This window comes from Flectobacillus major DSM 103 (assembly GCF_000427405.1).
In the GTDB taxonomy this organism is placed as follows: domain Bacteria; phylum Bacteroidota; class Bacteroidia; order Cytophagales; family Spirosomataceae; genus Flectobacillus; species Flectobacillus major.
Window position 1 is genome coordinate 554,526 of sequence record NZ_KE386491.1, and the last position, 20,892, is coordinate 575,417.

The window sequence follows — 20,892 nt, forward strand, 5'->3', positions numbered from 1 at the left end:
AATATGAGTTTAATTCGCTTTGTTAGGTTGATAATTGAGTTTAAGTGGTTGGTGATTTTATTACCAATGACCTTGGCTATTACGGTGTATCGACTAACTAAAAATGAACTTCGAGAGTACACTGGCAACTCGTTGTTATACACGGGGCTAGCCTCTGGGTATAATATTGAGTCGGGTGGCTCAACCAAAATAGACAACGTAACCGTTAATAATGCTTTCGACAATTTGTTCAATACAATGAAGTCGAAAAGTGCCATGGAAGAAGTGGGTCTACGACTTTTGGCAACGCATGTTATGCTCCAAAAGCCCGATTCGTTAGTAGCTAATTCCTATACTTTTGGCAAACTTCATGAGGTACTTTCCAATGAAGAAATAGCCCAACTGGCAAGCTCATCTTTCGATAGCACCCTCAAAAATATCTATAAAGATATAGAACGCCCTCAAAGCAAAATTGCCAATGTACTAATGGCTGCCGAAAAAGGTATTTATTCGAGTGCTGGTATTTTGGGCAAATTTGGGGTTAATCGCCAAAACAATAGCGATATGGTGGTGATTTCGTATGCTGCCAACGACCCTGCCGTTGTTAAAAATACCCTAGAGATTATTACCCAAGTTGTTATTCAAAAATATAAAGATATTAAGATTAATGAAACGGGTAGTGTTGTAGCTTATTTTGAAGACCAACTTCAGAAAGTGGCTGCTCGCCTGAAAGCTTCGGAAGATAACCTTACCAATTTTTCGAGTAGAAACAGAATTATTAACTATTACGAACAAACCAAAATCGTTGCCGTAAAAGAAGGAGACTTAGAAGAGCGTATACAGGCGTTGATTTCTGAAATAGAGTCGAATAGAGCTGTTTTGAGAGACCTCGACGTAAAATTGGGTATCAAAGAAGACTTGGTCATGAAAAGTAAAAAGTTTTCGGCTATTCGTGATTCTATCAATTTGTATACAACTCGCCTTACACTCATGGAGTTTGAGAGCAAACCTCGTGAGCAAGATATTAAGCATGTAAAAGACCGTTTGGCTGCCTTGGAGGATAAGCTCAAGACAAGTATGCTAGAATACTACGAATTGGCTAATTCTAAGAATGGTATTCCTGCCAAAATGTATTTTAGCGAATGGATAAATGCTATTGTTAGTATCGACAAAAGCCAGGCTCGTTTGCTCATTATGAAAGATGTAAAACGAGAATACGACATCAAATACGATAGATTTGCTCCACTGGGGTCTACTATTAGTAGGTTTGAACGTGAAATTGGCGTTATTGAAAAAGAATATTTGACTATTTTGGGAAGCTTGAATTTGAGTAAAATTAGGGAGCAAAACCTCATGATGTCTACCAATTTGAGGGTAATTGACCCTGCTAAATTTCCGTCTAAGCCTGAGCCGTCTAAGCGTGTTACGCTCATTATTGCGGCATTTATGGCAGGCTTGGTATTGGCATTAGGCTTTATTGTGGCCAAAGAATACTTGGACAATTCCTTGAAAAATCCTACTCGTGCCGAACAAGAAATTGGTGTTCCTTTTGTAGGAGCTTTGCCTCTTGTCGACCCTCAAAAGCATAATATTCTTTTTAATGTAATAGAAACATACACGCTCAACCAGTGTATTTCTCGTATCAAAAAACTGAGTAGCCTACAAGGCCCTACGCCACAGTTGGTAATATTATGCAGTACTCGAAAAGGCGAAGGGAAAAGCTATTTTATTAGTAAACTATGTGCTCGTATCAACGAAGGGGGGTCAAAGGCTGTTTGGTTAAACCCTCACAACTTTGAGGAAGAAGATTTTGCTTTTGCTTATGCTCTCAAAGCGAGTTTTGCTAGTATTACTTCATGGAAAGACCTCGACGTTCATCAAGATTTTGAAGATTGCGAATATATTTTCTTTGAATTACCACCACTTATTAGTCATCCTATTCCTGTGAATTTGGTTCGTAAAGCCGCATTTACATTGCTTCTGGCCGACTCTACAAGGGTATGGGATATTGCCGATAAGTATATGTTCCAAACGTATTTGGAAAGCACCGCCAATCCTGTAGGTATGCTTCTCAATAAGGTAAAACATGATTACTTGGAAGGTATTATAGGCGAAATCCCTAAAGTACGCTCGTGGTTTAGAAGAACCTTCAAAAACCTCCTCGTTAAGCGAAGCGAAAGCCGTAATACCAGCATTAAGCTCAAATACGAAATGCTGAAAAAAGAAGAGGAAAGTGCATGGTTCAATGAAAATGGATTAAGCGATTTTGTCGAAACTAAGGTTGAAACGCCTGTCGTAAGTCGTGCTAGCAACGAAAATACTGGCAAAGGATTAGGATATTATAGGGTTCGACAAAAGCAACGCCTCAAATTAGTCAAAGCTGTAGCTGGTGTAATCAGTGCCGTATTTATAGTGGTGTGTTCGTTATATCTTTTCTGGAAATCAACGCCCGAATCTCAATTTGAGAAGTTTACCGACTTCTTGGTAGGCAATCAGGCCGATTCTTTGGCAAAAATACAAAGCTCAAAACTTGTAGAGCCATTGACTCCAACAGAAATTATATCGCCAGAAAAACTGGATACTATTCCTGCCGAAATTTTGCACGACTCAGTAAAATCGTTGCGACAAAAGGTGGCTCCTGCTCAAACGCCTGCTAGTCCAGCTATTCAGCCAAAGCCTCAACCAAAAGCTACACAGCCCAAAGCTGTGGCTTCTCAAGTGGTTGTTAAGCTTGTAAACACGACTAAACCTGCCGAACCTCAGCAGGCTACAACTTATAGTAGTTTAGAAAATAAAAAATATCGACTCATTGGCGGGATGTTCAAAAGCCGAGATAATGCTAATACACAAGTACAAAAATTGAAAACATTAGGCTATAATGCCGAAATCAGTATTTTGAGCAAGCCGACAGGTATATTTTATAAGGTTGTTGTGGGTAGTTACGATGATAAAAACGAAGCCAATACCAAAGCCCAAGAAATAGAACAGAAGGCAAATCTGAGTGTTGTTGTACTTCAAAAATAAGCTCTGAGATATGGAATTTGATATTGTTTGTGTAGCATTTCCTGCTTGGGAAGGCAATTATGTAAAAAGTACAATCCAACTCATGTCGGAACTGGCCACCAAGCGACGGGTTTTGTATGTCGATTATCAATATACTTGGAAAGATGTATTACAAGCTGTGTTCAAAAACCCGTTTAATATTCCTATAAAACGGATTTTAGGCTTGCAAAAACGTATCAGAACAATCGAGCTTTACAATGGTGCTACCATCTATGTGTTGTCGACACCGCCAGTTGTTCCTATTAATTTTATCAAGAATACGTGGCTGTTCAGTAAAATGCTAAGATTTAATGCCTTGGGGCAACAAAAAAGTATTAAAAAGGCATTGAAAGCATTGCAGTTTAACCGATTCGTCGTGGTAAATGCCTTTAACCCAGCTTATGGATTAGGTCTTTTTGATTTTTTTGTACCACATCGGCAGGTGTATTATTGTTATGACGAAATAGGAGCGAGTGTCTGGGCCAAAGACCACGGAGTAAGGTTAGAAAACCAATATATGACCCAAGTAGATGCTATCGTAGTGTCGTCGGAAGGGCTAAAAAATGCTAAAAAGGTAGTTGGAAAGCCTATTTTTACAGTAAAAAACGGGGTTACTTTTGACTTATTTTATCGGGCATTTGTTCCTGTATCTCAGAAAAAAACACCTAAAATTATTGGGTATATTGGTACGCTCGACCAACGAATAGACTATAGTATTTTTGAAAAATTAGCACAACAATACTCCGAAGCTATTATCATGATTGTTGGGCGGGTTTTGGACGATATGCCCGAAGTAAAAGAAAAAACAGATCCATTGAGGCAATATCCTAATATCCAATTTGAAGGAACAAAGCCTCCTGAGTTATTGATGGAATACCTAAAAATCTTTCATATAGGAATCATTCCATTTCTAAAAACAGAGCAGACAGCAGCGATTTATCCTATGAAAATCAATGAATATTTGGCGGCTGGCCTTGGTGTTGTGGCAACAGATTTTGCTCCACTTACAGAATTTGAGTCGGTAATAGCCATAGCCCACAATACCGAAACATTTGTAGAAAAAGTAGGCTTACTACTAAATACCGATGCCGATACCAACCAACCAGCTCGGATTGCTATGGCAAAATCGAATGATTGGTCGCAAAGAGGAGTACAATTAGATACAATTTTGGATAAAGTTGTATCGACAAACCCAGAATCGTAGCTCAATGGATTTACAACCGCTCGTATCAATTATAGCTGTCAATTATAATCAGCCACAAGTAACACGTGAGTTTCTGGATTCGGTAAAAGACATTACCTATCCCAATTACGAAATCTTTGTGGTAGATAACGGCAGCCCTCAGCAAGGTATTCAGGCATTGATACCTGACTATCCTTGGGTCAAATTTATTATTAGCCCCCAAAACTTGGGTTTTGCAGGAGGCAATAATCTTGCTATTAAAGAGGCCAAAGGTGCGTATATTTTGTTGCTCAACAACGACACCGAAGTACCCGTAGGCTTTTTAGAACCCTTGGTAAATGCCATGCAGCAAAACCCTAAGATAGGAATGGCAAGTCCTAAAATTAAGTACTTTTTTGAGGATAATATGATTCAGTATGCTGGCTCGCCCGAAATCAACGTATTTACAGGTCGTGGTGAAGCTTTTGGCAAAAAACAAAAAGACCTTGGGCAGTTTGACAAAAGTACCCAAACAGCCTATATTCATGGAGCTGCAGTTTTGGTTTCGAGAAAAGTACTTGATAAAACAGGGCTGATGGACGATTCTTATTTTTTGTACTATGAAGAATTGGACTGGTGCAAAAGGTGTCGCAACGATGGCTTTGAGGTGTGGTATATTGCCGAATCGATGGTGTTGCACAAAGAGTCGGTTTCGACAGGCAAGAATAGCCCACTCAAAATGTACTATATGACTCGCAATAGACTAAAGTTTATGAAGCAAAATTTTACACTTTTACAATGGCTTATTAGTTTTAGCTTTTTTGTATTTGTGGCCATACCCAAGAACCTACTTGTTTTTGTGAAGAATAAACAATACGAATTTATCAAGCCATTTTTGAAGGGTTTTTGGTGGAATATTTACCACTAGTACTTGTACCAACTTTTAATTGAACATATACTTTAACACTATATAATGATGGGAATTATATTGAATATCGCTGTAATTGTGCTACTCTTGCTAGGCGTATTTACGATTTATTTGTTAGTTTTTGCCATTGCAGGAAGGCTGAAAAATACTAAAACAACTACCCGAAAGCCCGAAAAAATGCGTCGTTTTGCGGTATTTTTACCTTCTTACAAAGAAGATAAAGTAATTCTGGAATCGGCAAGAACGGCGTTGATTCAGGATTATCCAGCGGCATTATACGATGTTATTGTAATTGCCGACTCGCTCAAGCCCGAAACCGTTGCCAAACTTCGAGAACTTCCCATCAATACTATCGAGGTAACATTTGATGTATCTACCAAGGCTAAAGCCTTGAATTATGCTATTGGTCAGATTGCCAACAATTACGACGTTGCTCTTATCCTAGATGCCGATAACATTATGGCTTCTGATTTTATCACTAAAATAAATGCCACATTCGATCTTGGGTATCAGGTGGTACAAGGGCATCGTACAGCCAAAAATACCAATTCTCCTACAGCTATCTTAGATGCTATTAGCGAAGAAATAAATAATCATATTTTGAGGAAAGGGCATCGTGCCTTAGGGCTTTCATCGGCCTTGATTGGCTCAGGAATGGCCTTTGAGTATCAATTGTTTCGCAATGTGATGCTCGAAATCCATGCTATTGGTGGATTTGATAAAGAATTAGAAATGCGTTTGCTCAAACAGGGCGTAACGTTTGATTATATCGACGATGCCATTGTGTATGACGAAAAAGTACAAAATGCAGAGGTTTTTGAAAAGCAGCGTACTCGCTGGATTGCCGCACAGTTTAAGTATCTCAAGCAGAATTTTGCATCGGGGATTATCTATTTGTTCAAAGGCAATATTGACTATGCCAACAAGGTATTTCAGGCATTGTTGCCGCCACGCATTATTTTGTTGGGTATGCTGATGTTCTTTTCGTTTGTTTCGCTCTTTTCTGGCGACAAAGCCTTTATGCAATTGGCCATAGGACAGCTATTTTTGCTGATATTTACTTTCTATATATCAACGCCCGATTTTTTGAAAAAGCTTATTACATGGAAAGAAATTAGCCTTTTACCTTCGTTATTTTTCCGTTTTATCAGAGCTATCTTAAAAATGGGTGAAGCTAAGAAAAAGTTTTTGCATACCCCTCACGACTCGTAGCATGATGTGATAAACCTTTGGTAATATTAAAAGAGACTACCTATGTGTGTGGATTCATCAGGTAGCCAAGTGAATTTTGAAGAGGCTTATAATTTGCTCAAATGATAGAAAAGTAGGGGCTATTCATACAAAAGGCGTTCGGAAAACTAATTTCGAACGCCTTTTGTATGTTAAATGTCAGAATGACACATCTTTAGTTGCAAAGCATTGCGTCTCTACTCGTGAAAATTATATTCAAAAATAATCACTCATTCACTCAATTTGAGATGACCCATGTTATGGATTTACGAAAAGAGTATTACCCGTCGGCTCTTTTTACTTTTTCCCAAATACCTGAAGTAAGGCCATTTTTGTACCTAAAATACCCTTTGATAGCACACCAATTCATAAATGAAAAATAAAAAGGTACAAATAATAATTTTACCCTAATTTGCCTATCTTCAAGCTGAAAGCCCAACAATGCCATGATATAAAAAATGGTCTGGGCAATTAGCAAAGCTATATAAAAGTAATTGGGTAATAACGTAACCGAGCTGTCCCACGGAAGAACTATCAAAAAATTGAATAAGTAAATAAGAGGTAAACAAAACGGAGCTACAGCCCATCGCATAGCCCGATGCGATACGTACTGAAAAGATAGCCAACCATATTTAAAAACATTAAGAAGCATCTGTAAGCGATTAATAGCCTGAAAACCGCCCGCAGCAATCCTGATTTTGCGTTTCATTTCGTCTTTGATAGAGAAAGAAGGGCGTTCTATAGCATAAGCTTCTGGCTCATAAATTACACGGTATCCGTCGGCCGCAATTCGGAGCGAAATCACAAAGTCATCGAGTAGGGTATCCTTTTCTACTTGCTGAAACAGGGGTGTTCTTACCGCAAAAAGTTCGCCAGCAGCACCTACAACACTGTACAATTCGGTATCTAATTTTTTCAGAAAAGACTCATATTTCCAGTATAAACCTTCGCCAGCACCAGCGGCTGCCTCGCTATCATTTAGCTGAATACGTTTTTCGCCAGCTACAGCTCCTACCTTTTCATCCTTAAAGTGCCTTACAATATTCTTAATAGCTAATTTGTTTAGCGTAGTATTGGCATCGGTAAAAATCACGATAGGCGTTGTAATAGTAGGTACAGCCATATTCATGGCCTCAATTTTGCCTCGGCGTTCGGTGCCGCCAATAAGGTGAACGTTGGGATATTGCTTTTTTATAGATTCTATATATTCGGTAGTTCCATCGGTAGAGCCTTCTGTAACAAAAAGGAATTCTATTTTTTTGGCAGGATAATCAAGACTCAGCGAATTGAAAAGTTTACTTTCTACACACGAAATTTCGTTGTAGGCAGGTACTACCAAGGTTACGCTGGGCAGATACGAGGGGTCGTTCATGATAGGAAAAGTTTTTCCAAGAACTTTTCTGATTTTGACAAGTCCCCATGCTATTATACCATATCCTAGATAGGTATACAATACCAAGAAAATAGAAACACCAAGGAATAGTTCCAGTAAGTTTTTCATATTCAGATGTTTAGTGATGTGCTTTTGTGTGATTAAGTCAATTTTTTTATACAGGAAGGTTATTGTAAAACATATATCAAACACCAAGCCATAAATAGATATTATGGGCAAAAAAAAGTCAGATAAATAATTAGGCAAGTTGTATAATTAAGTAATAGTGCAAAATGAAGTTGAAATTTTAAAAATAATTAATGGTCTGGTAATGAGTTGTTTATTGTAAAAAAAAACACTATTCATGATGCCATATTCCTACTTAGAAGCTGCTTGGTATTTTGGGTATGGGTTAGTCCAAGTAGTAGTGTGTTAGCTATAATTGTAATCGTTTGTTTTAGCCAAGAAATGTTTCTATTTGGGGTAATATAAATTGTATTTCCGTATCAATCAATTCATAAAGCGAGGCTATTTTGGAAGGCTCAGGGGTTAATTTTAGGGTAGTTTCTAGCTCTTGAATAGGGTCATGAAAATCTTGTAGACCAACCATCGTAAACGAGGGTTTGATACGATGTACCAGCTCGCCTGCTTTTTTGTAGTTATTTTGCTGTAGAAGCTCAGCCACACTTCTCCAAGTAGGAATACTGTCGGTAAGAAAAATAGTCATCATCACCGTGATGATTTCTTGGTCGTCGGCATAAACCTCTGAGAGATATTGCTTATTGATTTGACGGTTGAATACAAACATATTGCGATGTGGTCAAGTTTTGAACTAATAATAGCTAGTTAGTATTATTGTCAAATATAGTAAAAAACTTAAAAGCTTAATAGTAAAAACAGTATTTACTTTCATGAATACGTTTATTTATTTTTATGTAAGTGTAGAAAAATAACCAATAAAAGCAATAGGTCTTCCATAAAAGAAAAAGCGGCTCAATACTGAGCCGCTTTGGTAATAATACTGAAAAAACTTATTTTGACTGAGCCTCTACCACAGCAATTGCTACCATGTTGACAATTTCTCGTACCGACGACCCCAACTGTAATACATGGACAGGCTTGCGAAGACCTAACAAAATTGGGCCGATATATTCGATATCGCCTGTTTCTTTAAGCAAGTTGTAAGAAATGTTAGCCGCCGAAAGATTCGGAAAAATCAACACGTTAGCTCCTTCTTCGGCAAGCTTCGAGAATGGATAGTTTTCACGTACCAAATCGGTATCAAAAGCTAAGTGAGCTTGCATTTCACCTTCTACAATCATTTCGGGGTGTTTCTTCTGCAAAATAGCCGTAGCTTCTCGCATTTTTACGGCATCGTCGCCATCGGCAGTACCAAAGTTTGAGTACGTTAGCATAGCAATCCTTGGCTTGAGGTTGAATTGCTCAACGGCTTTGGCTGTCAATTCGGTAATCTCAACAATATCCTCTACACTAGGGTTGAAGTTTACAGTGGTATCCGAGAAGAAAATAGGGCCTTTCTTTGAAAGCAATATATACATACCCGATACTTTCTTTACACCTTCGTCTCTACCAATTACTTGTAATGCTGGCCTAATAGCATCTGGGTAGTTACGTGTCAAACCCGAAATTACGCAGTCGGCATCGCCAGTTTCTACCATCATCGCCGCAAAGTAATTGCGAACTTGCATTTGCTTATGAGCTTCGTATTGGTTGTAGCCACGGCGTTTGCGTTTTTCAAAGAAAATATCTCCGTACTTCTTCAATTGTTCGGCATTTTGTGGGTCACGAGTATCAATGATTTTTACATCGCACAAATCCAAATTGTTTTCACCAATAATACGCTTGATTTTGTTGACATCTCCCAACAAAATTGGCTGACAAATACCTTCATCTCTTGATTGTTGAACAGCCTTTAATACTTTTAGATTTTCGGCATCGGCAAAAACCACTCGTTTAGGAGCTCGCTTGGCACGATTAATAATATATCGCATCAATTGGTTGTCGAGTCCAAGGCGTTTGGCTAGCTCTTGTTCGTAGGCTTCCCAGTTTTCGATAGGCTTTTGGGCAATTCCCGACTCCATAGCCGCACGAGCTACCGCCGGGGCAACCGTTGTAATAAGGCGAGGGTCTACAGGTTTTGGAATAATATAAGTACGGCCAAACGAAAGGTTTTTTTCGTTATAAGCCAAGTTTACAATATCAGGAACAGGCTTTTTGGCTAATTCGGCCAAGGCTTTGGCTGCTGCCATTTTCATGTTTTCGTCAATCTCGGTAGCACGTACGTCTAAGGCACCTCTAAAAATATAAGGGAAACCCAATACGTTATTGACCTGATTCGGGTAGTCTGAACGTCCTGTCGCCATAATAATATCTGGACGAGCCGCTACAGCATCTTCATACGAAATTTCGGGGGTAGGGTTGGCCATTGCAAATACAATGGCATCGCTGGCCATAGACTTAATCATGTCTTGCGAAACAATATTGCCTACCGAAAGCCCCAAAAATACATCTGCATTGTGCATGGCATCGGCCAAAGTAGCAATACCGTCACGGTCGGTAGCAAACGGAGCTACGTATTTGTTGAGGTCGGTACGTTTTTTATGAATAAGGCCATCTTTATCGAACATGAGCATATTTTCAATTTTTGCTCCTAACAAAAGATACAATTTGGCACAAGAAAGTGCGGCTGCACCTGCTCCCGAAATCACAAATTGACATTCGTCGATTTTTTTGTTGACCAATTCCAAGGCATTCAAAAGAGCTGCTCCCGAAATTATGGCCGTTCCGTGTTGGTCGTCGTGCATAATCGGAATATTGAGCTCTTTTCTCAAACGCTCTTCAATCTCAAAACACTCTGGCGATTTAATATCTTCAAGGTTGACACCACCAAAAGTTGGCTCTAATATCTTGACAGTCTTGATTAAATCTTCAGGGTCTTGTGTATTTAGTTCAATATCAAAAACATCAATATCTGCAAATATTTTGAATAGTACCCCTTTTCCTTCCATAACGGGCTTACTAGCTTCGGCACCAATATTGCCCAAGCCCAAAACTGCCGTACCATTTGAAATAACTGCTACCAAGTTGCCTTTGGCAGTGTATTTATACACGTTTTCGACATTGGCGGCAATTTCGAGACAAGGCTCGGCAACGCCTGGAGAATACGCCAACGATAAATCTCTTTGTGAAGCTGTTTCTTTGGTAGGTACTACAGCAATTTTGCCGGGTCTGCCTTTGGAGTGATAATCAAGGGCATCTTGTTTTCTAATTGATATTTGTTTCATGTTAATTGGGTGACTGTCCCACGGGGATTCTATGTTAAAGTTCTGTTCAGGCATGAAGGCACAACGCATAAAATCCTCGCGTCATACGCCGATTATGTTTGTTTTAGATGAATTGAGTAGGGCGAAGTTAGTAGATTGATTCTGAAAAGTCTATAAAAATATCCTAAGTAAGCAAATCTTGATAGGTGCGTATTGAACAGTGGAAATTTTATTTTTTCTAAAAAAATGCAATAAATCGTATAAAACAAGCCCGTAAATCAGTATAAAACTTTGTAAAATGCTTAAATAGCCTAATGAATGATGTTTTTTGACCCAAAAATAAATTTATACAAAAGGGATAAAATTCTGTAAAATATTACCTAAGATTACCCCTTTAAGGCAAAAAAAGCTCTTTGTCAATAACTATACTTATTAGCAAAGCCTTAGGCCTAAGCTTCGTTAAAGGCCCTAAGCATTTTCTGGTGGTCAAATTCTTGTTCATTATTGGCCAAAAATATAGTAGCCACTCCATTGCCAATACAGTTGGTAATAGCCCTAGCTTCTGACATGAACCTATCCACTCCCAAAAGTAAAGCTAGCCCTTCGACAGGTATTACCCTAATAGCCGTGAGGGTCGATGCCAGTACAATAAATCCACTTCCTGTAACGCCTGCAGCTCCTTTCGACGTAACCATCAAAATACCAATAATCGTAAAAATCTGCTCGATAGTAAGATGTATATTAAATACCTGTGCCAAAAATATAGTAGCCATCGACAAATAAATGGTAGTGCCATCGAGGTTGAACGAATAGCCTGCTGGCACAACCAAGCCCACTACCGACTGCGAGCAGCCCATGCGTTCGAGTTTTTGCATAAGCGAGGGCAAAGCTGCCTCCGACGACGACGTTCCTAAAACAATCAATAATTCTTCTTTGATATATTTCAGAAAGCCCCACAGGCTTATTTTGTAATACCTCAAGACTAGCGAAAGTATGCCAAAAATAAATATTGCCATTGTAATATATACAGTTCCCATAAGCTTGGCTAGGGGCAAAAGCGTTTTTAAACCATATTTGGCAATAGTAAAAGCCATGCCTCCGAAAGCTCCGATAGGGGCTAGTTTCATAACAAAATGTAGCCCAGTAAAAATAATCCCCGACGCTTTTTTGAAAAGACTAATAATTTGCTCTTTGCCACTGTACGAATTGAGCAAAGAGCCTAGCACAATTGCTAGTACCAAAATTTGTAAGGTAATATTGTCCAGAAAAAATTTAAGCCAACTAAATTCGGTTGCACCTTTGGTATATTTTGAAATATCGCCACCCTTGATGGCATCGGTAACTACGCCATGACCTGGTTGAATCACATTGGCAACCACAATTCCAATAATAAGTGCAACCGTTGTAATGATTTCAAAGTATAGCAAAGCCTTGCCACCAAGTTTTCCTACCTTTTTCAAGTCGCCCATACTAACAATCCCTAATGTAATAGTTAAAAAGATAATAGGGTTGATAAATTGTTTGACAACACTAATAAAAATACCACTCAAAAACTCACTAAGGGTGTTACCAATACTTACTTCGTTGCCCAGCAACTTGAATTTGATGGCTTCGGGCATAAACTGATATAAGGCCAACGTTGGGGCAAAATGCCCTAATAAAATACCAAGGGTAATAGCTGTTAGTACCCAGAAAGTAAGATTTGTAAATAGTTTTTTCATAAAATAGTGAAACTGAGTGTTTAGGTTTGTGGCAAGAGTAAAGCTTAGTCGTTGTCACCTGTTTTGTAAACTAGAAAAATATATGAGTTATTGGCAACAAAGCTCTTCAAAAATGCGTCTTTATCAGTAAGTAAACCATACAAAATTAAAGAAGGTTGTTTTTTATTATTTGAAAAAGTACTGAAATAAAGCGAAAAACCCAAAGAATAGACACAAAGCGTTTCTGAAAAAAGTGTAAATATTTTAAGAAGGAATAGGTACTATTATAAAAGAATTTGGCGTTTTGGTATTATTCTGCAATTTTTGTAAATATATTTTTGTTTACGATTTAGACCTATTTATTGAAGTGGGCTTTGCTGGATACCTCCACTTTGAGCAATAAGTCAACGACCCAACAAACAGGTCTAGCTATATCGAAATTTAGAATCCAGTCAATTTTTTAAAATTACAATGGCAGAACATATTAAGTGCCTTATTATAGGCTCAGGACCCGCAGGCTATACCGCTGCAATTTACGCTTCACGTGCTGGTTTAGCACCTGTAATGTATCAAGGAAGCCAGCCTGGCGGACAGTTAACAATCACTAATGATGTAGAAAATTTTCCGGGTTATCCAGAAGGAATTCAAGGCCCAGAAATGATGCAAGATTTGGAAAAACAAGCTCGTAGATTTGGTACAGATGTGCGTTATGGCTTGGCTACTTCAGTAGATTTTGCGACTTCACCTAAAAAAGTAACTATCGACGGAGCTACCGAAATTACAGCCGATTCTGTAATTATTGCTACTGGTGCTTCGGCAAAATGGTTGGGCTTGGAGTCTGAGCAAAAATACAATGGCTTGGGCGTATCGGCTTGTGCTGTATGTGATGGTTTCTTTTTCCGTAACCAAGAAGTGGCCATTGTAGGTGGTGGCGATACTGCCGCCGAAGAGGCTACATATTTGGCCAATCTTTGTGCAAAAGTACACATGATTGTTCGTCGCGATGAATTACGTGCATCGTTGATTATGCAAAAAAGGGTAAAAAATAACCCTAAAATCGAAATCCACTGGCTTTCAGAAACAGAAGAGATTTTGGGCGATGGCAATGGTGTAACGGGGGTTAGAATCAAAAATGTGAATACAGGCGAAAGCAAAGAGTTGCCAGTAACAGGTTTCTTTGTAGCGATTGGTCACAAGCCTAATACAGATATATTCAAAGGGTTTTTGGATATGGACGAAGCGGGCTATATTCAAACAGTGAAAGGGTCAACCAATACTAATATTGAAGGTGTGTTTGCTTGTGGCGATGCCCAAGACAATATTTATCGTCAGGCTGTAACCGCCGCAGGTACAGGCTGTATGGCAGCTTTAGATGCCGAACGTTGGTTGGCAGCCAATGAATTACACTAGTTATGATTATAAAGGACAATATATTGAACCAAAATAGATACTTTTGGTTGGGTATGTTGTCCTATATACTTCGGAATAACTATAAATACAATCCAATGAGCATACGAAGTAATTTTCTTACACTACTATTTACGTTTACCGCCTTATTGGCTTTGGCTCAAGAAAAAGGGAGTTTTAAAAATAATCCCAAAATCAAGGTCAAAGACAATACGGGTTTGTACAAGGAAAAAGAAAAAAAGCAGGATGAGTTGTTAGATGAACTGCCTAAGCTTCAATTTAGAAATGAATTTGAAGTTGTAGATAAGCAGGCTACAACATCGGCTGCTGCTGAAAAATTTGAGCCTGTTCGTGCTATCAACCCTTCCGTTAGTAGCTTCGACACTACCTCTGTCGATGAGCGTGAGCCTCTGGTAATAGAGATAGAGGAGGAAATGAAGCCTTCAGGAAGCGATGATTTTGTAACAGTAGCCTCTTATTTCTCTGTGTGGGACACCAACAATATCGACCCTTATGGTATTGATGCCAAAGGGTTTGACGATGTTGTGGATTTGGAGTTGTTCAACAAAGAACAAGGACGCTATTGGGGGGCTCCAACCAACGCACCTAAACTAACATCGCAGTTTGGCCCTCGATGGGGGCGTTTGCATGCTGGGGTAGATATTGATTTGGAAACGGGCGACCCTGTTTACGCAGCTTTTGATGGTATTGTACGTGTTTCGGGTTATGATGGCGGCGGCTATGGTAATTTCTTGGTGGTGCGTCATTACAATGGCTTAGAAACCCTTTATGGCCACCTTTCTCGTAAAGGATACGAATCTGGTATGTATGTAAAAGCAGGTGATGAAATTGGAAAAGGAGGGAATACTGGTAGAAGTACAGGTTCGCATTTGCACTTTGAAACTCGCTACGAGGGTAATCCATTCAATCCTACTTATGTGTTTAATTTTGCAGGTGAGGGTACACAGCCTGTTTCTGAACATTTATTAGTTTCGGCTAGAGTTTTCGATACTTATGGCTTGGCATTGGGTAATGAATATGGCGATGCTGGTAACAAAATTGCTACTCGCCGTACTGCATGGACGGTGGCTCGCTCGGGCGATACCCTGCACTCTATTGCCAATCGTGCAGGTATTTCGGTAGAGCGTCTTGCCAAAATGAACGGAATGAGGTTGTCGTCGAATTTGAGAGTAGGAAGACGTTTGAGAATACATTAAGAAAGGTTGTTTAGGCAAATATCTTGAGCATCCATAAAATAATAGTACATACAATAGGGTTATAGTTATAAGCTATAACCCTTTTTTTATGTTTTTGTGTTGAATGTTATAGCTCAAATTTCCGAGCGTATGAAGAATTTAGTGCTATTTTTAGTAGTTGTATTATCAGTAAAAAGTGTTGCTGCTCAAGAAAGTGGGCGGTACAACAAGAAGACACCTATTCCTAAAAGGACAATTAGTACCCCGCCGCAGTCAAAGAAAAATGATGATTTTTTGCCTCCTTTACGAATCAAGAACGATTTTGAGAATGTTCGGCAAGAAACGCTTCCCGAAACTACTCATGGCCACTTTGAGCCTCGCCGTGAACTAAACCCAACGATTAGTGCATTTGATACTACCTCGGTAGATGAGGGCGAGCTTCGCCCTGTTGAAGTAATAGAGTCGGTTAAAATTAATGGTGCCGACGATGTGGCTATGGTGGCTACGTACTATTCTATTTGGTCGTCAAAAAATATCGACCCTTATGGGATTAATATAAAAAATTTTGAAGGAGTCGTTGATATAGAACTTTATAACGAAAGCCTTGGCTATCGCTGGGCTTCGCCACTGAATGCTCCCAAAATTACATCTAATTTTGGCCCCAGATGGCGGAGGTTACATGCAGGGGTAGATTTGGATCTAGACACTGGCGACCCTGTTCATACAACCTTCGACGGAATTGTGCGAGTTTCGGGGTATGATGGGCGAGGGTATGGCAAATACTTGGTGGTTCGTCATTACAATGGTATCGAAACAGTATATGGTCACCTTTCTGCCAAAAACTACGAATCTGGAAATTTTGTCAAAGCTGGTGATGTTATCGGAAAAGGCGGAAGTACAGGGCATAGTACGGGCTCTCATTTGCATTACGAAACCCGATATGAAGGAAAAGCATTTAACCCAACCTACGTATTTAATTTTGCTGGAAAAGATACCAAGCCTGTTGACCAACATGTACTTATCTCGGCTAGGGTTTTTGATACTTACGGCGAAATTTTGCCCAACGAGTTTAATGAAAACGTAGAAAATGAAGAGGAAATAACTACAACTACATGGGTAACTATTCGGGCAGGGGATACCCTTGGCTCAATTGCCAATTTGGCTAATATTTCGATACAGCAACTTGCAAAAATGAATGGGATTAGTACATCTACTCGACTCAAAGTAGGAAGAAGACTAAGAATTAACTAATTTTGAAAACAAAATTGATTGAGACCATTAGTTTTCTGTAAATACGTAAAGTTAAGGAATGAAATTAGATATTTTGGTAATGGCTGCACATCCCGATGATGCAGAATTAAGCTGTTCAGGAACAATTTGTTCGCATATAGCACAAGGCAAAAAAGTCGGCATTGTAGATTTTACAAGAGGCGAATTAGGAACAAGAGGAACGCCTGAAATTCGGTTGGCGGAGTCGGAAGCGGCTACCAAAATATTGGGTATTCATGCTCGTGAAAACTTGGGCTTTAGAGATGGTTTTTTTGTAAACGACGAAGCTCATTTAATGAAGCTTATTGCGACGATTCGTCGCTATAAACCAGAAATTGTTCTGGCAAATGCTATTTTTGACCGTCATCCCGACCATATCAAGGGTGGAGAGTTGGCCGTAGATGCTTGCTTTAAGGCTGGCCTACGAATGATTGAAACTTTTGAGGAGGATGGCTCGCCTCAGCAAGCTTGGCGACCTAAAAATGTGTACCATTATATTCAAGACCGCTACGTTCAACCTGATTTTATTGTAGATATTACGCCTTATTGGGAGCAAAAAGAAGCTTCTATACGTGCGTTTAGAAGTCAGTTTTATGACCCTAAGTCTACAGAGCCTAATTCATACTTATCGTCGCCTGAGTTTCTGAAATTTATCGAAGCTCGTAATCGAGAAATGGGACATGCTATTGGTGTTACTTTTGGAGAAGGATATACCAGCTATAAGCGAATCGGAGTGACAGATTTACATAGCTTATTATAAATAACATGAGTCATCCTGAATTTAGTGAATTGTGATTCTGAAATTTAATATGAAAACAAAAGTTATCCCGAATATTTAGAACAAACAAGGCGTTCGAAATTAGTTTTTCGAACGCCTTGTTTGTTAAATATCAGGATGACACATCTTTAGCCGCAAAGCTAAATTCAGGACGATTCATATTTTGCTATTAGGGGCAAAACTACTGCAATCCAGCAATTTCTACAATTTCCTCAACACTCTCTTCGTAATTAATACCACCTACCTTGAAGCCAAACAGATTAAAGAAGTCTGTTTTATAACCTTCTAGGTCGCCAATCGCAGGTAATGATTCGGTTGTAGCTTCTTCCCAAAGTACTGCTACTTTTGCCTGAACATCTTCACGCATTTCCCAATCGTCTATTCTTACACGACCCTTATCGTCGGTAGGAATACCTGATGTGCTATAAAGTCTATCTTGGAACAAACGTTGGATTTGCTCAATACAACCTTCGTGAATTCCCTCTTCTTTCATAACTTTATAAAGCAATGAAATATACAAAGGAATTACAGGAATAGCCGAACTAGCCTGAGTAACCAGAGCCTTGTTGACCGAAACATAAGCTTTTCCACCAATATCTGCAAGCTTGTCAGAAATCGTAAAGGCAGTAGCCTCTAAGTGGTCTTTAGCACGCCCGATAGTTCCTTTTCTATATACCGCTTCGGTAAGAGCTGGGCCAATATACGAATAAGCAACAGTAAGAGCATTTGGTGCCAAAAGGTTAGCTTCTTTCAAGCCGTCCATCCACATAACCCAATCTTCGCCACCCATTACTTTTACTGTATTTTCAATATCCTGCTCGGTACAAGGGTCAATTGAAATTTCGGTTACGTTGCCTGTGTGGAAATCAACAGTTTTGTTTTTGAAAGGAGCTCCGATAGGTTTCAAAACCGAGCGGTGAGTAATACCAGTAGTAGGGTCGGTTCTTACTGGCGAAGCCAAGCTATATATTACCAAGTCGATTTGCCCTAGATCTTCTTTGATTAAAGCAAACGTTTTTTCTTTTACTTCGTTAGAAAAGGCATCGCCATTGATACTTTTTGCATACAAACCAGCTTCATGGGCTTGTTTTTCAAAAGCAGCGGTATTATACCAGCCTGGTGAAGCTGTTTTGCCTGGAGCTGCTGGTTTTTCAAAGAAAATACCAATCGTTGAGGCATCAGAACCAAATGCACTGGTAATTCTTGAAGCCAAGCCAAAACCTGTAGACGCACCAATTACCAATACTCTTTTAGGCCCGTCGATTTTGCCTTTAGCTTTGATATAGTTGATTTGATTAATTACATTTTGTTCACAACCTTTTGGATGTGCTGTAAGGCAGATAAATCCGCGCATTCTTGGTTCAATAATCATTACAAATATTGTTTTTGTGATTTATGCAAAGGGGTGAAATATTACAGCGGTAGCAATATTTCAGTATTTTCGTTCGATAAAAGTACAAAAGTTGCGTGTAGCACACAAGTTTTACTAAATTTTCGATAGGATTTACTACGATAAAATAGGTAGGTTTATCAAATAAAACGCTAGCCGATTAGCAATATCAACTAGCGTTAAAGTTTTTCATGAAGTTTTGGTATCGTGAGGAGGAAGAGGCTTTAAATAACTAAATAACCTTTTGAATTCTTTGACGATTCGGTTTTTGACCATGTCAAAAAAGCTTCCATCTTTGTCTAGGGTACGTGTGCCCGTCCATACTCGTATTTTACTGCTTTTTACCTGAACCACCTTCCCAAATTGCATGAGGTCGAAGGTTAAGCGGCCGTCTTCGCCACGTACATGACGCATTACATAGCCAACCTTTAGGGCATCGGCTGTTTTGTAGCCCATGGTCATGCCCAAGGTATTGAGATAGGGCCTTTTTAATTGCCTTAGCTCGGCAATAATATCCTTCATTTTTTCATAAATAGCCAATTTCCAACGAGGTGTTGTTTCATTGGCAATAAACGAATAACGGCCATATACGCAAGCTACGTCGTTGGGGCGTAGTGCTTCAATCATTTTATCAATCCATAGTGGTGGGTAAATACAGTCGGCATCGGCCGAAAGAATATATTTACCTTTGGCTTGTTCTAAGCCCATTTGGCGTGCAGGGCCACAACCTTGGATAGGTTGATTACAGCTTCTAATCAGGAGTTTGTCCAAAACCTCTTGCGTACGGTCGGTCGAATTGTTATTGACTACCAGTATTTCAAAAGGGATTTTGGTAACGGTATCGGCCAATGAGCCAATCGTAGGAAGCATATTTACTTCTTCGTTCCACGCTGCAATGACAATACTTACTTCTGGGTTGTCTGACTGGGTAAGTTTGGCTAATTTTTGATTAATTTGGGCATATACATGCTCAGGGATGTCATCGACCCGCTGGTAAGGATAATCATATTGACTAATCCATGCTGGATTCTTAAAAAAGCTCATGAGTCTTTTTGGTTAGTATAAGAGCAATTTAAGTACAAAATAGGATAAATACAAGTGAAGATTAGGCAGTATTTTGACAGAAAATTGGTGATAAAGGGTTTGGCTTGTTTTAGCTTTTGGGCTTGACAGCAAGCACATAAATCTTGAACTATCTTGTTGGTACTTTATACAACAGACACGGTATCGCTGAGGGAAAAATACATTGTGGTATATCGTGTCTGTTGATAATAGATTTGTATATCAGTGTTTTGGTAGCTGTATGTTAAGGAGATAGACGCTCAATTTTCCACTGATTATTTTCAGTAAGCGTATAAGCTATTCTATCATGAAGGCGAGATGGTCTCCCTTGCCAAAACTCGATGTAATGAGGTACGAGTCGATAACCTCCCCAATGCGGAGGACGAGGTACATCTTTGCCTTCAAATTTGGCCACAATACTTTTTTCTCGTTCCTCAAGTACCTCTCGGTTGTCGATAACCATACTTTGATTTGATACCCATGCCCCAATCTGGCTACCACGAGGCCGCACACTGAAATATTCGTCCGAATCTTGTTCGCTTACTTTTTCGATAAGCCCTTCTATTCTTACCTGACGCTCTAGCTCACCCCAAAAAAAGGTAATACAAGCGTGTGGGTTTTCGGCCAATTCTGTTCCTTTTCTACTTAAATAGTTGGTATAAAAAGTAAATCCTGTGCTATCTAATGATTTTAAAAGTACAATTCTTGAAGAAGGTTTACCTTCGTTAGACACCGTCGAAACGTGCATAGCATTAGGTTCAAGGATTTGACTATCAACAGCTTGTTCAAACCATTTTTGGAACTCTTGAATAGGAGATGGCAGTACGTCGCTAACGTCTAAGCTACCTTTTGTATAATTTTCTCGCAAGGCTGCAAGATCAACTTTATTCATAACGATAATTGTTTAGAAAAGCATTTATAATGTTATAATACCAATTTTAGCGATTTGTTCAGGAAAAATACTCCAAGAATATTTTATGAAACGTTAAGCAAAATTTGGCGTAATACGCTATAATAAAATACAGTAATCAGAAAACCGTCAGTCCTATAACTATTGAATTGGCTGTCAGGTTTTAATCAACTGTATCATTAA

At 39.1% G+C, this 20,892-nt stretch carries 15 protein-coding genes; 8 read left to right on the forward strand and 7 right to left on the reverse strand.

The genetic code is table 11. The annotated features are described in order from the left end of the window. The first annotated feature begins 3 nt into the window (after positions 1-3). From FLEMA_RS0104180 to FLEMA_RS0104195, 4 genes are read left to right on the forward strand one after another with little or no spacing between them, the layout of a single operon-like run. Positions 4-3,003 (forward strand): SPOR domain-containing protein, encoded by a 3,000-nt coding sequence (locus FLEMA_RS0104180; RefSeq protein ID WP_026994381.1) that lies wholly within the window; start codon positions 4-6, stop codon positions 3,001-3,003. A gap of 10 nt (positions 3,004-3,013) precedes the next feature. Beyond that, positions 3,014-4,225: a glycosyltransferase gene (locus FLEMA_RS0104185; RefSeq protein WP_026994382.1), complete on the forward strand. Its 1,212-nt coding sequence runs from the start codon at positions 3,014-3,016 to the stop codon at positions 4,223-4,225. Between the two features lie 4 nt (positions 4,226-4,229). Then, entirely contained in the window at positions 4,230-5,111 is an 882-nt protein-coding gene (locus FLEMA_RS0104190; protein WP_026994383.1) for a glycosyltransferase family 2 protein, read from the forward strand. A 45-nt stretch (positions 5,112-5,156) separates the two neighbouring features. Continuing rightward, the gene (locus FLEMA_RS0104195) at positions 5,157-6,323 is read left to right on the forward strand and encodes a glycosyltransferase family 2 protein (protein WP_229359344.1); all 1,167 of its coding nucleotides are present in this window, start codon (positions 5,157-5,159) and stop codon (positions 6,321-6,323) included. A 298-nt stretch (positions 6,324-6,621) separates the two neighbouring features. Here FLEMA_RS0104195 and FLEMA_RS0104200 read toward each other — a convergent pair whose 3' ends face one another. The 4 genes from FLEMA_RS0104200 to FLEMA_RS0104215 form a co-directional block, all read right to left on the reverse strand. Further along, positions 6,622-7,842 carry a glycosyltransferase family 2 protein gene (locus tag FLEMA_RS0104200; protein ID WP_044170782.1) on the reverse strand — a complete coding sequence of 407 codons (1,221 nt, stop codon included), beginning with the start codon at positions 7,840-7,842 and terminating at the stop codon, positions 6,622-6,624. 328 nt (positions 7,843-8,170) lie between these two features. After that, positions 8,171-8,521: an Hpt domain-containing protein gene (locus tag FLEMA_RS0104205; protein ID WP_026994386.1), complete on the reverse strand. Its 351-nt coding sequence runs from the start codon at positions 8,519-8,521 to the stop codon at positions 8,171-8,173. 223 nt (positions 8,522-8,744) lie between these two features. Further along, positions 8,745-11,018, reverse strand: a complete 2,274-nt coding sequence (locus FLEMA_RS0104210; RefSeq protein ID WP_026994387.1) for an NADP-dependent malic enzyme — start codon at positions 11,016-11,018, stop codon at positions 8,745-8,747. 428 nt (positions 11,019-11,446) lie between these two features. Then, complete coding sequence (locus FLEMA_RS0104215) at positions 11,447-12,718, reverse strand: cation:dicarboxylate symporter family transporter (protein ID WP_026994388.1); 1,272 nt, start codon at positions 12,716-12,718, stop codon at positions 11,447-11,449. A gap of 450 nt (positions 12,719-13,168) precedes the next feature. Between FLEMA_RS0104215 and trxB the strand changes: the two genes are divergently transcribed. From trxB to bshB1, 4 genes are all read left to right on the forward strand, one after another. Further along, positions 13,169-14,107 carry a thioredoxin-disulfide reductase gene (gene trxB / locus FLEMA_RS0104225; protein WP_044170784.1) on the forward strand — a complete coding sequence of 313 codons (939 nt, stop codon included), beginning with the start codon at positions 13,169-13,171 and terminating at the stop codon, positions 14,105-14,107. 95 nt (positions 14,108-14,202) lie between these two features. Next, positions 14,203-15,321 (forward strand): M23 family metallopeptidase, encoded by a 1,119-nt coding sequence (locus FLEMA_RS0104230; RefSeq protein WP_044174301.1) that lies wholly within the window; start codon positions 14,203-14,205, stop codon positions 15,319-15,321. 129 nt (positions 15,322-15,450) lie between these two features. Next, the gene (locus FLEMA_RS0104235) at positions 15,451-16,551 is read left to right on the forward strand and encodes a peptidoglycan DD-metalloendopeptidase family protein (protein ID WP_026994391.1); all 1,101 of its coding nucleotides are present in this window, start codon (positions 15,451-15,453) and stop codon (positions 16,549-16,551) included. A 58-nt stretch (positions 16,552-16,609) separates the two neighbouring features. After that, positions 16,610-17,329 (forward strand): bacillithiol biosynthesis deacetylase BshB1, encoded by a 720-nt coding sequence (bshB1, locus tag FLEMA_RS0104240; protein ID WP_026994392.1) that lies wholly within the window; start codon positions 16,610-16,612, stop codon positions 17,327-17,329. 199 nt (positions 17,330-17,528) lie between these two features. Here bshB1 and fabV read toward each other — a convergent pair whose 3' ends face one another. The 3 genes from fabV to pdxH all read right to left on the reverse strand — a co-directional run bounded on the left by fabV (position 17,529) and on the right by pdxH (position 20,691). After that, the gene (gene fabV / locus FLEMA_RS0104245) at positions 17,529-18,719 is read right to left on the reverse strand and encodes an enoyl-ACP reductase FabV (protein WP_026994393.1); all 1,191 of its coding nucleotides are present in this window, start codon (positions 18,717-18,719) and stop codon (positions 17,529-17,531) included. A gap of 207 nt (positions 18,720-18,926) precedes the next feature. After that, positions 18,927-19,781 carry a glycosyltransferase family 2 protein gene (locus FLEMA_RS0104250; RefSeq protein ID WP_026994394.1) on the reverse strand — a complete coding sequence of 285 codons (855 nt, stop codon included), beginning with the start codon at positions 19,779-19,781 and terminating at the stop codon, positions 18,927-18,929. Between the two features lie 262 nt (positions 19,782-20,043). Further along, positions 20,044-20,691, reverse strand: coding sequence for a pyridoxamine 5'-phosphate oxidase (gene pdxH / locus FLEMA_RS0104255; protein ID WP_026994395.1), 648 nt, complete (start codon positions 20,689-20,691; stop codon positions 20,044-20,046). Between the last annotated feature and the right edge of the window lie 201 nt (positions 20,692-20,892).